Raw genomic sequence first — 14,353 nt, forward strand, 5'->3', positions numbered from 1 at the left:
CAGCTGCAACAACTCGATATTCACATTGCCAAAGTACAAAGCAGTGCGCAGGCTTTCGCATTGCAAAAGCAGCAATTACAGCATCAGCTGCAACAACTGGATGAGCAGCTTGAAGAAGATGCCATGCAGAAAGATGATCTGGAAATTGATCTGCATGCCTTGAATATCAAACTGGAACAGGCGCTACCAAATTATAAAACCCTGCAATTCCAGCTAGAAGAATTGAGCGCTCAGTTACATGACTCGCAGCAGCTCAGTCAGCAAGCGCAGCAGGAACTAGAAGTGCTGCGCCGGCAAAATGTGCATACCCAGCAGCAGATTGAATTACTGGAAAAAGATCAGGTATTCCTAAAAGAACAGTCTCAACAAATTACTGCACAAATCGAACAAGCCAAAAAGTTTGTCGATCCGGTACAGCTGGAATTACCTGCTTTACAAAGCCAGTTTAATGAACAGGCGCAGATCACTGGAAAGCTGCAAAAGACTTGGGCCGACTGGCAGATTGAATTAAATCAGGTGCAGAGCAAACAGCAGCAGCTGACCGAACAGCGTCACAGCTTCCAGCAGCAGGATGAAAAACTCCGCACTACACTGGAAGAAAAACGTCTGGCCTGGCAGGCAGCCAAATCTGATTTGCAGCATTATTCTGAACAACTGAAAGAGTTGAATAGTGAAGTAATTTCTGGGCTCGATATTGATGTTAAAGCACATCAGGCGAAACTGGAAAAAGCTCAGGCTCAGTTTGATAAACTCGGTGCAGTCAATCTGGCGGCTTCCGAAGAATATGAAGAAGTGTCAAAACGTTATGAGGAACTGAGTCACCAGATGCAGGATCTGGAAAATACGGTTGAACAGCTACAGGCTGCGATGAAGAGTATTGACCAGGAAACCCGTAAACTGTTTATGCACACGTTTGATCAGGTCAATGCTGAACTGCAAAACCTGTTCCCGAAAGTGTTTGAAGGCGGTGAGGCGAGTTTAAGCCTTGAAGATGGCTGGCAGTCGGGTGTAAAACTGATGGCCCGACCACCAGGTAAGCGAAACAGCTCATTGGCCTTACTCTCTGGTGGAGAAAAGGCTTTAACTGCATTAGCATTGGTATTCGCGATTTTTCGCTTAAATCCGGCACCATTTTGCGTACTGGATGAAGTCGATGCACCGCTGGATGATGCCAATGTGGGACGCTTTTGTAATTTAGTCAAAGAGCTTTCTGAACACGTGCAATTTATTTATATTACCCATAACAAACTTGCAATGATGATGGCGACTGATCTTTTAGGTGTAACCATGCCTGAACCGGGAACATCAAAATTAGTGACAGTTAATTTGGAACAGGCAAAAGAATACGGCCTAGCTGCGGAGGTATAATATGGAAATCACCACCATTATCGGGATTGTTATCGCAATTGTGATTATGCTGTTTGGTATAAGAATGCTGTTCAAAAAACCTGTAGAGGCTGTACCTTCACTGGATGCCAACCTGCATATTGACCCGGATAGCCAGACACCGATCATTCCAAGGCATGTACGTTCTCAGTTGGCACAACAGGATGTCGAATCTGATCGTATCGAGCCAAGCCTGGGCATAGATGAACCGGCTCCTGAAAAGCCTTCAGTATTTCACAAGGCTGAATCAACTCCGGTTGAGCCGACAGCGGTCGAAACTCCTGTAGCTACCCAGTCGAGCGATGTGACAGAGGTTAAAGTGATGGCAACGTCGGTAGCGACAGAAGCAGCCGACACAGCAGTAGAGCAAAAGCCGGCTGCAACAGAACAGGAAAACAATCAGCCCGAAAATAAAGATAAAGCTGCCGAATTCAGTCTGAACAGCAACATCGAAAAAGCAGAAATTTCTGAATTTAATGATGAAAGCAGTATTCTGGATGCACATCTGCATGAGCAAAAAATAGTGGATGAAGAAAGTGCTTTGTCCAATGCTGAAACCATTATTTCTTTGCATATTTATCCGCAAGGCCGTGTACTTTCTGGTGATAAGACCCTGAAAGTTTTACTGAAATATGGCCTGCGTTATGGTGAACTGGCATGTTTCCACCGCTATAGTGAAGATGGTTCAAAACTGCTCTTTTCGGTATTGCAAATGACTGATACTGGGATGGAAGGCTTTGATCTGGAAACACTTTCGACTCAGGAAGTGAAAGGTCTGGCATTCTTCCTGGCTTTACCGCATAGCGATGTACAGAATGCGTTTGATACCATGGACAGTATTTCACGTTTGATTGCACGTGAAGTCGATGGTCTGGTCTATGACCAGAACCAGCAGGAATTTACCCCACAATTACGTGAATTCTGGCGCCATCAGGCAATTGATTATCGTGCTGGACAAGGCACGGAAGTTTAGGCTGCTTTGTTCAATCTCCAAGTTGAATCTGTAGACTGCAATTTTTATAATAGCCAAAAGCTGAATATTCTACAGGGCGGATTTTCCGCCCTTTTTTATGGTGAAATTATGACCCAAGATGCCACTGTCATTGCGCAAATGCGTCAACTGATTCAACTGCTTGCCAAGCATAACCATGCTTATTATGTGATGGATCAACCGAGCATTGAAGACAGTGAATATGATCAGCTCTTTCATCAGCTCAAAGCCTTAGAACAACAATATCCAGATCTGATCCAGTCCGATAGCCCGACCGATAAAGTCGGTGGGCAGGCACTTTCAAAGTTTGTGACCGTAACACACGCCGTGCCAATGCTGTCATTAGGCAATGTCTTTAATCAGGAAGATCTGCTGGCTTTTGCCCGCCGTATTGAAGAACGTTTGCCAAATCAAAAAATTGAATATGATGTTGAACTGAAATTTGATGGTCTGGCCATTTCACTCTGGTATGAGCATGGCGTACTGACGCGTGGGGTGACGCGCGGCGATGGGGAAACCGGTGAAGACATCACCCAGAATGTCAGAACTATTCGCAACCTGCCGAAACTTTTATCATCGGTGAATGGCATCATTCCCGATTTGTTAGAAGTACGCGGCGAAGTGCTGATGCCAAAATCCGGTTTTGAAAAATTAAATGCAGCCAATGCCGCCAAAGGTGAAAAGACCTTTGCTAATCCGCGTAATGCTGCGGCAGGAAGTTTACGTCAGCTAGACCCGAATATTGCCGCATCACGGCCACTGGCTTTTTATGCTTATGGAATTGCCCAGTGTGTCCCGCATCATGGTCAACGCAGCATGTCGGACAGTCTGGAATGGCTGAGTCAGTTTGGTTTTGCTGTAGGTGAGCGCCACTTTATCTGTGACAGTATTCAGGACGTGCAAAAAGTCTATGAACAGATCATTGAGGAACGTGCCAGCCTCAGTGTCGAAATCGATGGCATGGTGATTAAGGTTAATGATCTGAAACAGCAGCAACAGCTTGGTTTCCTGAGCCGTGAACCGCGTTGGGCCACCGCCTATAAATTTCCAGCCGTTGCTGCACTGACTACGGTAGAAAATATTAACTGGCAAGTAGGTCGTACTGGAACCCTGACGCCGGTTGCGCGTTTAAATCCGGTTGCCGTCGGTGGAGTAACTGTTTCCAATGTGACGCTGCATAATATTGGGGAAATTCACCGTCTGGATGTGCGCATTGGCGATACGGTCAGTGTTTATCGTAGTGGCGATGTGATTCCTAAGGTAGAAAAAGTCTGGCCGGAATTTCGCCCGGTTGATGCAGTCGAAGTGCATTTACCTGAACAATGTCCAGTCTGTGATTCACCCGTGGTCATGCCGGAAGGCGAAGCCTTGGCACGCTGTTCCGGTGGACTATATTGTGCCGCGCAACGTATTGAGGCCATTCGTCACTTTGTCTCACGTAAAGCCATGGATATTGAAGGCTTGGGTGATCGTTGGGCAGAATCGTTGCTGCATCTGAATCTACTCAAAGATGTGTCGGATATTTACCATCTGCATGAACATCGTGAGACTTTGCTCGGTATTGAAAAGATGGGGGCCAAATCGGTTCAAAATCTTTTGGATGCCATCGAAAACAGCAAGAAAACCACACTTGCCGCTTTTATCTATGCACTCGGTATTCGTGGGGTAGGTGAAACTACGGCGCGCATGCTAGCCAATACTTTCCAGACGCTGGAGGCATTGCGTCAAGCAGATCTGGAGGCTTTAAAGAAAACTCCCGATGTAGGTGATATTACTGCGGAATGGATTCTGGATTTCTTCCAAGCACCACATAATCTGGAAGTTCTCGACCGTTTACTGGCTGCCGGTATTCACTGGGATGCACCGATTGCACCGACCCGTCAGCCATTGAACGGCGAAAGCTGGGTGGTTACTGGGACTCTAAGCAGTATGGGACGAGATGATGCGACCCAGTTATTGCAAGCCTTAGGTGCGCGAGTCAGTGGCAGTGTCTCCAGCAAAACTAAATGTGTGGTTGCGGGTGAAAAAGCTGGCTCAAAACTGGATAAGGCAGAAAAACTGGGTATCCCAGTGATCAATGAACAACAGTTTATTGGCTTGATGCAAGATTATGGTCAGCTTGAGGCTTAAATCTCAGGATATTTCATGAAAGAATAAGAGTTAAAAAAGCCACCTTCGGGTGGCTTTTTCACTTAATAAGATTAAGGAATATATTTTTTCACGACACCATCATCGAGCAGCTGCTGGAAATGTTCCACCAGACTTTCTTTCACCGGACGATACTCAATGCCGAGCTCATCTTTACTTTTCTGGGCATTAAAGTAAATTGGATAACCCATATTCAGTTCTACAAATTTGCGGCTAAAACCTGCTACAGGCCCGAACATTTTGAAAGCTGCCTTCGGCAATTGATTGCGTGGGAACGGAAACTTATTGCCAAAATGTGCCCGTAGAATTTGGCCCATTTCCATCAGGCTCAAGCTTTCACTACAAATGATATAACGACCGTGCGCTTGTGGATTAAACGCAGCACGGATATGCGCTTCAGCGACATCCTGAACATCGACTACGCCATTCCACATCGGTGGAACGCCAAGCAGGGTCATGCCATTGGCAAACTGTTGCAGGACTTCTACGCTGCCGGATTGGGTATTTGGCGTTAAGGATTGACCAAAAACCAGTGCAGGATTGATACAGATCAGATCCCAGCGATCCTGTGCTTCAGCCATTTCCCAGGCTTTGCGCTCTGCCATGACTTTGGAATAAGGATAAGGCTGATGCGTGGCCGAACTGGTGGTATTCCAGCATGATTCATCAAAACTGTTATTTTCAGTCTGTAGAATATCAATGGCATCGCCATAGGTGGATGCGATACTCGATGTCACGATCACGCGTTTTACGGATGCGGTCTGATTGACACTATTCAATACATTTTCAGTGCCTAACACCGCAGGTTCGATAATATCTTTGACTGCATCTTTATAATTAGTGACCACAAAAGGCGAGGCCATATGAAAGACAATTTCACAACCTTGCATGGCCTGATCAAAAGAGCTCAGACTTAATAAATTTGCCTGAAATAACGTTAAAGTGCCCGGACTGTTATCAGCAATTTTTTCTAAATGGGCAAAGCTTTTACTTTTATTCAGGTCACGTACCGTGGCATGTACGGTATAGCCTTGCTTGAGTAATTTCTGGATGACCCAGCTGGCAATATAACCCGATGCACCGGTAACCAGAACAGGCGCTGTTGTTTGTGGATGTGTCATATCGGAACCGTTGTTGTTTTAAATTTGTGTGAATGATAAGCGAAATTTAAGCACGAAGTACGCCAATTCAGTGATGTTTATACAAAAAGAATGAATCTCTCTGGTCAAAATTGAGATTTACAAATTTTAACGCATGTGTTTATTCGCTGATTTTAGGTTATTGCCAAGAGTAATGAAAATGCAAAGTGTTGTTTTATAAATGGGATTTCATTAAGAACGAAGTGTAAATGCAAGTACTTCTCATTTTAATTATATAAAAATCAAATATTTAACCATGGTTAAGCTTTGCAAATTCAATTGCTTTTCGCCATAATAGAAAAATACAGGTAGGGAGTTATTCAAATGCGCGGAAATCCAGAAGTCGTAGATTATTTAAATATGTTGATCGGTGGCGAACTGGCTGCTCGTGACCAATACTTGATTCACTCTCGTATGTATGAAGATTGGGGATTGACCAAAATCTTTGAGCGTATCGATCACGAAATGCAGGAAGAGTCCCAGCATGCGGATGCGATTATCCGTCGTGTCCTGTTCCTTGAAGGAACACCAAACATGCAGCGCGATGACGTTGAGATTGGCGATGATGTGGTGAGCTGCCTGAAAGCCGATCTAAAACTTGAATACCATGTGCGGGAAAAACTGGCGCAGGGCATCAAGTTATGCGAAGAAAAAGGTGACTATATCAGCCGTGATATGTTACGCCAGCAAATGTCGGATACCGAAGAAGACCATACTTACTGGTTAGAAAAACAATTGCGTTTAATCGAGCTGATTGGTCTGCAAAATTATATTCAGTCACAGATGTAAAACCAGTTGAATAAAAAAACCCAGCACCTGCTGGGTTTTTTATATCTTGAAAATGCTTAGTTGTTATTACTCATAATCCCAATTTTTTTGACCTCCAGCCGTTGTGCTGCAGCCATGACCATCGCAATATGCTTGTATTCAGTGGCACGATCCGCCTTGATTTTAATCTGATCCTGATCTGCCTTTCTCGCAACTGTCTGAAAGAGAACTTCCAGAGCTTGAGGACTTGCTACCGGCTGTTCATTCCAGAAAATCTTGCCTTGCGCATCCAGACGTAATTCCACCAGCTCCGGCGGTTTTTCATCAGTTACAGGAGGCGTTCCATTCGGCAGGTCAATATTAATCGAGTTGTTTGGTAAAGGAATTGTGATAATAAACATAATCAGCAAGACCAGCATGACATCAATTAGTGGCGTCATGTTGACATCTAACATCACATCGTCATCTTGATTTGAACCAACATTCATACCCATAAACTTAATCCCTCTTTGTGCTTAAGGTGTAGCGGGCGGAGTGGTGACAAAAGCAATTTTGCCAATACCCGCTTGCTGGGTCGTACTGATCACCTGATCAATTGCCTCATAAGGTGTTATCTGATCACCACGGATATGCACTTCAGGCTGAGGTCGCTTTTGAGCTTCTGCTTGCAAACGGGTCAGTAAAACCGTCTTATCCGGGATATAAGACTCATTCCAGAAAACATCGCCTGTTTTGTTGACTGCCAGCTGGATGTTTTCCGGTTTGGTTTCATACGGTACATTTCTTTCTTCGGGCAGATCGACTGGTACGGTATGAATGGCAACCGGTACAGTAATCAGGAAGATAATGAGCAGAACCAGCATAATATCAACCAAAGGTGTGGTATTAATGGTTCCAATTACCTCATCATCGCTGTCGTTTGAATTGACCATCATTCCCATGGCTGATGCCTCACTCTTACTTCACGTCACGATTAACAGGATTGTTGGTCGTAATTTCACCGCTGAGTAATACTGCGTGTAAATCCGAACCAAAGGTACGTACTTCTTCCATGACCGCTTTATTACGACGCGTCAACCAGTTGTAGCCGAGTACTGCCGGTACTGCGACCGCAAGACCGATTGCTGTCATGATCAGTGCTTCACCCACTGGACCTGCTACTTTATCAATCGAAGCCTGACCAGAAACACCAATCGCGGTAAGCGCGTGGTAGATACCCCAAACCGTACCAAACAGGCCAACGAAAGGTGCTGTAGAACCGACTGTCGCAAGGAAGGCTAGGCCACCACTCAGATGGTTCTGGATTTTGTCGATTGCACGGGAAATCGAAATGGTGACCCAGGTATTGAAATCAATACGCTCAAGTAATGTACCGCCATGATTTTTGGTTGACTTGATACCTTTTTCCGCAATAAAACGGTAGACGCTAGCTTCATCCAGATTCTCGGTTGCATTATCTAGAGAAGATGATTCCCAGAATTGGTGTTCAGCTTCTTTGGCTTGCTTACGGATCTTGCTTTGTTGTAAGCATTTACTGATCATGATGTACCAGGTGCCGATTGACATAATGACCAGAATGAACAAGGTGACTTTAGAAACCATGTCACCTTCTTTCCACATGGCTTCCAGACCATAAGGATTGTGAGCAGGTTCTTCAGCCGCAGCAGGTGCAGGAAGTGATGGAGGCGTCACTTCAGCCGCTGTCGCTGGTGTTGCCGCTGTTTCCGTTACGGTACTGTTTGGCGTAGCAGACGGTTCGGCAAAAACTGCTTGCAGAGGCAATAAAGTGCTCATGGCAATCACACCGGCAGCAGTCATGTTTTTTAAAGGTTTGAATGATTTTTTCATAGTGGATCTCCTGATTTTTCTTTATCTTTTGTATCTGTTAGTCAAGGACAAATTCATATGGAATGTCATACCAAGATTCTTGCGGCTCGCCATTTTTCATTGCTGGCTTGAAAGTACATAAACTGAAGGCCTTGGATGCTGCACGATCCAGCGCACGACTACCGCTCGACTTTTTCACTTTGGCATCCTGGACCTTGCCGGTGGTATTTACATATACAGAGATCATGACTTCACCTTGTTCTTCATTCATCAGTGCATCACGTGGATAGTCTGGGCGTTTACAACCTGCTTCACCTTGTGTCACCCCACGAGTGACACCAGAGGGTGGAGGAGCTGGTGCTGGAGCGGCTGCGACTACTGGAGCCGGTGCTGCTACCGGACTTGGTGAAGGACTCGCTGCAACGGGAGTAGGTACTGCAACAGTTGTCGGTTGGGTTGGCGTTGGAAGTGTTTTCTGTACAGGAACTACTTTTTCAACCGGTTTCACCTCAGGCACTTGTGCCACTTTTTCCACCATTTTGGGTGGTTCAGGTGGGGTTTCTTTTGGTGGCTCAGGTTCAGGCGGTTTAATATCTTGAATAATCATTAGCTCAACCGGCTGTTCCGTCGGTTTAATGATGTCTTTTGCCATACCAGCCATGAGTATCAGGCCAACCAGGATATGTAAAAAAACAACGACCCCAATACCAGTCAGTTTTTTGGCGGAGTTTTTTTCTAAGTCTTCAAACTTTGTGCCCATCATGACTCCTAGAATTTAAGACAAACAGGAAATAGTGCACTGATGAGAATTTTTTTTGGTTACAGGCAGCATTATTTTTTGTTTGGCTAAAATTAAACGGGGAAAACCGCAAACACCGCTTGGCAGCAGTGTTTGCGAAGTAATTAATTAAAAGAATTTATAGGTACCACGTAAGAAGTAAGCGCGGCCTGTTGGATCGCTATAACGTGGGTCATAACCGTATTGGAAGTTATCCATTACGTCAGAGGCAGGTGGTTCTGCATCGAACATATTTTTAATACCGGCAGTTAACTCCAGATTTTTAAATCCTTTGTAAGTGCCAGAAATGTTGTATACGGTGTAGTCAGCAACATCACGTTCTTCTGAATAGTCTTCATAACCACGAACGAACTGTTGTTCAAACACCATTCTCCAGTTTTCATAAGACCAGTTCACGTTTGCAGTATGTTTCCAGCGAACTACTGCTGGGTCATCATAAACGCCGACATAACCTTCCCACTCACCGCCTGGTTCATCCTGGTAATCCATTTGGATCACATAAGTACCGTCAATACCGAAACCGAAGCGGCCAGTTGACGTCATTGGAGAAAGATAGTTCAAGCTCAAATCAATACCTTGAGTTTTCAAGCCACCTGAATTGAGTAGGTTGGTAGAAATGTAATCGATACGCCCTTCTGCATTACGGACGATAAATTGAGCATATTTTTCTGGCTCATCAAAAATGTCTGCTTCACTAATGGTTCCCACTAAGTTATCAATTTCGATATTGTAGTAATCAGCAGTGAAAACTAAGTTCTTGATTGGTTCAAAGACAAAACCAGCCATGTAAGATGTTGATTCTTCTGGACCTAGTTCAGTATTGCCGCCTTGAGTACGGATAAACTGGGTATTACATTCAGTTTGGTATCTGGTTTCAGTTGGTGTACCGCCCGGGCAAAGAACCGGGTCATCATATCTTGCACCAGTCCAGGTTCTGACCGAAGGAGCATTGACATCATATAAGCTTGGTGCACGGAAACCGGTACTGTAAGAAGTACGGAACATGAGCTCTTTAGTTGGTTCCCAACGTAAGGCCACTTTGGGATTAAAGGTGTCGCCGAAATCGCTATAGTCATCATAACGAGCAGCCAACTGTAATTCCAGGTTGGTCAATAAAGGTACTTGGAATTCAGTGAATAGTGCGCTAATGTCACGATCGCCTGAGCTTTTTGGTTTATTCGGATCAATACCAGAACCTGGAACTTGAGCAACAATTTCAGAATTTACAGTTGCTTCCCAGTCTTGTTTAGAGAAACTACCACCGAGTGCAAAGCCGACATCACCTGCAGGAAGTGCATAGATTGGACGACTCACGGTAAAGTCAATTGTAGTGGATTCTAAAGATGCCTGATTGGTATCGCCTTTGACATCAAAAGTGTTCCAAAGACCTTGATCCTCTGGCGCTTGTGGTCCAAATGGGTTCAAAGTTCCATTATCAAGTGCAGCCTGAACTCGACTACGGTTTAAATAACCACTTACGAAACTATCAGTTGCATCACTTTTTGTGTAAGTGATACCCCCGTTCATGTCCCAACCGTATGCTTCACCTTCGATCCCAGCAAAGATACGGTTCGATTCGTTAATTGACTTAGAAACACGGTTGCCACCTTGTGAACGTAGATACAGTTGCAGGGTGTTAGTCGTTAAACCATCAAATGCTGGGGTAATGCCTTTGCCTGGATAATATTTACTAGCATAAGGTATGGTTACAGTACGGCTATAAACATCAGGCGCGATTGAAGTGGTTACTTCATCACGTGCATAGATATATTCACCAATTGCATTAAAGTTGTCTGATAATTTGAAGGTTGCACGACCTAATGCAGAAAGATTTTCTTGTTCAGGCACAATACCAATAACAGTTTGGGTATTTAAATAACAGAAGCCATCTTCAGGTACAGTATCTTTGGTATTTAAACAGTCATCGCCATAAGGGTTGCCTAATATCCCTTCAGGATTACCATCTTCATCCAGTGGACCACCATTAGGATCGTAGAAGTTTGCAGGGAAAGCATTTGCTGAACTGCCATCAATTCCTAATTCAGGAAGTACCCCACCACGGCGGCTGACTTTACGGTCTTTTGCCCAAATCGTATCTTGTTTTCGGTAATCGATCACACCATAGACATTAAAGCCTTGTTCATCTAGATTGCCATATCCTCCAAAAATCGAAACGTCAAATTTTTCGCCGCCTTTTTCTTCAGGAATTTGGCCACCTAAAGTAATGCCCACGCCTTCATATTGCTTTTTCGTAATAAAGTTGATTACACCACCCACTGCATCTGCACCATAGACTGCGGATGCGCCGTCACGTAAGACTTCAATGCGCTCTACCAATGCGAGAGGGATGTTGTTTAAGTTGGTTGAATCGGTACCAAATGCACTGCTTGCAACACGGCGACCATTAATTAAAACTAAAGTTTTATCCGAACCAAGACCACGTAAATTTGCTGTTGAGCCACTAGTATTACTGGCACCGACATTTTGTGCTGTGACATAACTTGCTTGGTTGGCACTGACTTTCATCAATGCTTCTTCTACAGTGGTTACCCCTTGGTTAACCAGATCTTCACCTTTAATAATCGTGATTGGTGATGCGCTTTGTGCGGCTACACCTTTAATAGATGATCCAGTAACCCGCACTTTCTGAACTTTTGTTGGTTGTTCAGCAGTTGATGCAGTTTCTTCGGCGTGTGCCAGCGAAAGACACATCATGCTTAAGCTTAACGCGCTTAATTTGATGAGTCTTTTGCCAACGGTTGGAGCCCCCATAGATCCGACCAATTTGTTTTTTTTCATCGTAATTTTCACCCTTTTGTTATGTGAAGTAGTGCTGGGAGGACTTAAGCAAAGCGAATGCCAACTTATAAATTATTAATTTTAAAAAACATTAAGTATTTGAAAAAATTGTATTTAATTCGGTTTTTTTGGAGATTTACTAAGTTCTGATGAAGAAATATTAAGAGAGTGGGGTTTAAAATCTGAAGAAAGTCTCTATAGGAAACCATGAGAAAGTAAAAAATAAATATTTAATGAATAAGAAAGGAGTCTAAAATTGAAAGGGAAATTGAATAAAGTTTAATCATGGTGCATAATTTTTACATAAAATATACAATAATTTAATAAGATAATAATTTATATATTTCATTTGCTTATGCGTGTATTTTCTTGAGTTGAAGCATTAGGAGGATGCAATAATATAAAACAGGTCTGATTTATTTTTGTGCAGACTAGGCTTGAAGCTAGATTTTAAGAATAAACATTAAATTAATGATTCATGGAAAATATTATGTTATTGATAATGTTTTAAATGATTAATAAAAATAAGCTTTTCGAGTTAATAACAGGAAAAAATCGTTATTTTTCGAGGATGGCATGAAATTCGCTTTGTTCAGTTTATTCCATCTGTCCAGCTTTGACCCATCCATTGAAGCAAATATGGGATGATGTGTTAAAGACTTCCTATAGCAATAAAACTTCAAGATCAAGAATAGGTACAAATTTGAAATCAGCACTTTTCAGCATGACAATTTTGGCCTTGGCCATGACCACGGTGCAAACCTCCTGGGCAAAATCATCTGCACATCCGGATAAAGTTTTAAACCTGGCTTTTGAAGCGCCTGATGATGGTTTTGATATGGTCAAAACCTATAATTTTTATAGTGGTAGCGTTGCTGAAGCCATTTTTGAACCCTTGTTGCGTTATGATTATCTGGCGCGGCCTGCAATCTTGGCTCCAAATACAGCCGAATATTTACCCAAGGTTGAGCAAGATGGAAAAGTTTATACCTTTAAAATCAAGCCAGGAATTTATTTTAGTCCTGATCCTGTATTTCAGGGCAAGAAGCGTGAACTGGTGGCGCGTGATTATATCTACTCCATGCAAAGGATCATGGATCCCAAAAATCATTCTCCTTCTTTTTCTTTTATTGAGGGAAAAGTCCTTGGGGCAGATCAGGTCATCCAACACGCTAAAAAAACCGGGAAGTTCAACTACGATGCACCGATTCCCGGTTTAAAAGCGCTAGATAAATATACTTTACAAATTACCCTGACCCGTTCCGACCTGAATTTTCCATATATTCTGGCCTATGTGGCTTTTAGTGGTACCGCACGGGAAGTGATCGAACATTATGGTCATCGGGCAGGTCAGCATCCGGTTGGAACAGGGGCGTATCAGTTACACAAATATGTGCCGCGTAGCCGTATTGAACTGACCGCCAACCCGAATTATCGTGGTTTTGTCTGGAACTTTAAGGGCGATGGTTCCGAATGGGATCAACGTATTGTCAAAGCCATGCAAGGCAAGCAGATGCCGCAAATTGGCAAGGTCAAAATCAGTATTATTGAAGAGGAACAGTCTCGCTGGCTGGCTTTAAAGTCTGGACAACTGGACTATGACAAACTGACTGCGAGCGGTGCCGAACAGGCACTGGAAAATAAGCAGCTGAAAAGTGAATACAAGAAAAAAGGCATCCTGCACTATCCCAACAAAGAACCGGAAATTACCTATACCATCATGAATATGCGTGATCCGTTAATTGGTGGAAATTCACTGGAAAAAATCGCCTTACGTCGTGCTCTCGCCTTGTCCTATAACCAGAAAGAAGCTATCCAGCAGTTGTATAAAGGTCATGCCGACAAAGCTGAAATGATTTTGCCAGAGGGAGTGGGTGGACATAACCCGAAGTATAAAAGCAGTATTGCTTATAACCCATTACTGGCCAATAAACTGCTTGACCGCTTTGACTATAAGAAAGGCGCTGATGGTTACCGAACCTTGCCTGATGGCAAACCTTTGACACTAAAAATGAATTCAACTAGCTCAAGCTCTTCGGTGATTTCTGCAGAATTATGGAAAAAGAATCTGGATGCGATCGGGGTGCGAATTGAATTCAAGGTCAGTAATTTTGCTGACAATTTAAAAGAAGCCACCCAATGCAAACATATGATGTGGGGGGGAGCCTGGATTGCGGACTATCCGGAAGGGGAAAACTTTGCCCAGTTACTGTATGGGCCAAATGCGCAGCAAGGCAACCTGAGTTGCTATACCTCAAAAGCCTATGACGCGTTGTACCAGACCGCGATGAAACTGCCGCCGCAGCAGCGGACGCCATATTATGAGCAGATGAACCGTCAGATGGAGGCCGATAATCCATGGATTCTGCACAATACCCGTATACGCAACTGGTTGATTCATCCGCATGTGCAGGGCTTTAAAGCCCATCCGGTGACCAGAGCAGTTTGGCAATATATGGATATTGAACCTGTTAAAAAATAACTTGAGAAGATTAA

The 14,353-nt window shown here is 43.7% G+C and carries 10 protein-coding genes and 1 pseudogene; 5 read left to right on the forward strand and 6 right to left on the reverse strand.

The genetic code is table 11. The annotated features are described in order from the left end of the window. The 3 genes and pseudogenes from WAK81_RS01975 to ligA all read left to right on the forward strand — a co-directional run. Positions 1-1,368: pseudogene (locus WAK81_RS01975) on the forward strand (chromosome segregation protein SMC); the annotation flags it as partial. A gap of 1 nt (position 1,369) precedes the next feature. Continuing rightward, on the forward strand, positions 1,370-2,359 hold the full coding sequence (locus tag WAK81_RS01980) for a cell division protein ZipA C-terminal FtsZ-binding domain-containing protein (protein WP_422195469.1): 990 nt from the start codon (positions 1,370-1,372) through the stop codon (positions 2,357-2,359). Positions 2,360-2,467: 108 nt separating this feature from the next. After that, positions 2,468-4,507 carry an NAD-dependent DNA ligase LigA gene (ligA, locus tag WAK81_RS01985; RefSeq protein WP_422195470.1) on the forward strand — a complete coding sequence of 680 codons (2,040 nt, stop codon included), beginning with the start codon at positions 2,468-2,470 and terminating at the stop codon, positions 4,505-4,507. A gap of 71 nt (positions 4,508-4,578) precedes the next feature. Here ligA and WAK81_RS01990 read toward each other — a convergent pair whose 3' ends face one another. Continuing rightward, complete coding sequence (locus WAK81_RS01990) at positions 4,579-5,646, reverse strand: SDR family oxidoreductase (RefSeq protein WP_422195471.1); 1,068 nt, start codon at positions 5,644-5,646, stop codon at positions 4,579-4,581. A gap of 342 nt (positions 5,647-5,988) precedes the next feature. On the opposite strand from WAK81_RS01990, the gene ftn reads away from it, so the two are divergent. Next, positions 5,989-6,453, forward strand: coding sequence for a heteropolymeric bacterioferritin subunit Ftn (gene ftn, locus WAK81_RS01995; protein WP_004646080.1), 465 nt, complete (start codon positions 5,989-5,991; stop codon positions 6,451-6,453). A 56-nt stretch (positions 6,454-6,509) separates the two neighbouring features. Here the strand turns inward: ftn and WAK81_RS02000 are convergent, their stop codons facing one another. The 5 genes from WAK81_RS02000 to WAK81_RS02020 all read right to left on the reverse strand — a co-directional run bounded on the left by WAK81_RS02000 (position 6,510) and on the right by WAK81_RS02020 (position 11,857). Continuing rightward, complete coding sequence (locus tag WAK81_RS02000; protein ID WP_180181099.1) at positions 6,510-6,926, reverse strand: ExbD/TolR family protein; 417 nt, start codon at positions 6,924-6,926, stop codon at positions 6,510-6,512. 21 nt (positions 6,927-6,947) lie between these two features. Continuing rightward, on the reverse strand, positions 6,948-7,373 hold the full coding sequence (locus tag WAK81_RS02005) for an ExbD/TolR family protein (protein ID WP_422195472.1): 426 nt from the start codon (positions 7,371-7,373) through the stop codon (positions 6,948-6,950). Between the two features lie 16 nt (positions 7,374-7,389). Further along, on the reverse strand, positions 7,390-8,280 hold the full coding sequence (locus WAK81_RS02010; RefSeq protein WP_422195473.1) for a MotA/TolQ/ExbB proton channel family protein: 891 nt from the start codon (positions 8,278-8,280) through the stop codon (positions 7,390-7,392). A 37-nt stretch (positions 8,281-8,317) separates the two neighbouring features. Further along, a complete protein-coding gene (locus tag WAK81_RS02015) occupies positions 8,318-9,019 on the reverse strand; it encodes an energy transducer TonB (RefSeq protein ID WP_422195474.1) in 702 nt (233 codons plus the stop codon). 147 nt (positions 9,020-9,166) lie between these two features. Beyond that, positions 9,167-11,857, reverse strand: coding sequence for a TonB-dependent receptor (locus tag WAK81_RS02020; protein WP_422195475.1), 2,691 nt, complete (start codon positions 11,855-11,857; stop codon positions 9,167-9,169). Between the two features lie 724 nt (positions 11,858-12,581). Between WAK81_RS02020 and WAK81_RS02025 the strand changes: the two genes are divergently transcribed. After that, on the forward strand, positions 12,582-14,339 hold the full coding sequence (locus WAK81_RS02025) for an ABC transporter substrate-binding protein (RefSeq protein WP_422195476.1): 1,758 nt from the start codon (positions 12,582-12,584) through the stop codon (positions 14,337-14,339). Positions 14,340-14,353 lie beyond the last annotated feature (14 nt).

It is taken from the genome of Acinetobacter sp. (assembly GCF_049284435.1).
Taxonomy (GTDB): domain Bacteria; phylum Pseudomonadota; class Gammaproteobacteria; order Pseudomonadales; family Moraxellaceae; genus Acinetobacter.

Excerpts from the sequence above, each read along its gene's own strand:
- WAK81_RS01980 (WP_422195469.1), top strand. The coding sequence starts at position 1,370 with ATGGAAATCACCACCATTATCGGGATTGTTATCGCAATTGTGATTATG.
- ligA (WP_422195470.1), top strand. The coding sequence starts at position 2,468 with ATGACCCAAGATGCCACTGTCATTGCGCAAATGCGTCAACTGATTCAA.
- WAK81_RS01990 (WP_422195471.1), bottom strand. The coding sequence starts at position 5,646 with ATGACACATCCACAAACAACAGCGCCTGTTCTGGTTACCGGTGCATCG.
- ftn (WP_004646080.1), top strand. The coding sequence starts at position 5,989 with ATGCGCGGAAATCCAGAAGTCGTAGATTATTTAAATATGTTGATCGGT.
- WAK81_RS02000 (WP_180181099.1), bottom strand. The coding sequence starts at position 6,926 with ATGGGTATGAATGTTGGTTCAAATCAAGATGACGATGTGATGTTAGAT.
- WAK81_RS02005 (WP_422195472.1), bottom strand. The coding sequence starts at position 7,373 with ATGGGAATGATGGTCAATTCAAACGACAGCGATGATGAGGTAATTGGA.
- WAK81_RS02010 (WP_422195473.1), bottom strand. The coding sequence starts at position 8,280 with ATGAAAAAATCATTCAAACCTTTAAAAAACATGACTGCTGCCGGTGTG.
- WAK81_RS02015 (WP_422195474.1), bottom strand. The coding sequence starts at position 9,019 with ATGGGCACAAAGTTTGAAGACTTAGAAAAAAACTCCGCCAAAAAACTG.
- WAK81_RS02020 (WP_422195475.1), bottom strand. The coding sequence starts at position 11,857 with ATGAAAAAAAACAAATTGGTCGGATCTATGGGGGCTCCAACCGTTGGC.
- WAK81_RS02025 (WP_422195476.1), top strand. The coding sequence starts at position 12,582 with ATGACAATTTTGGCCTTGGCCATGACCACGGTGCAAACCTCCTGGGCA.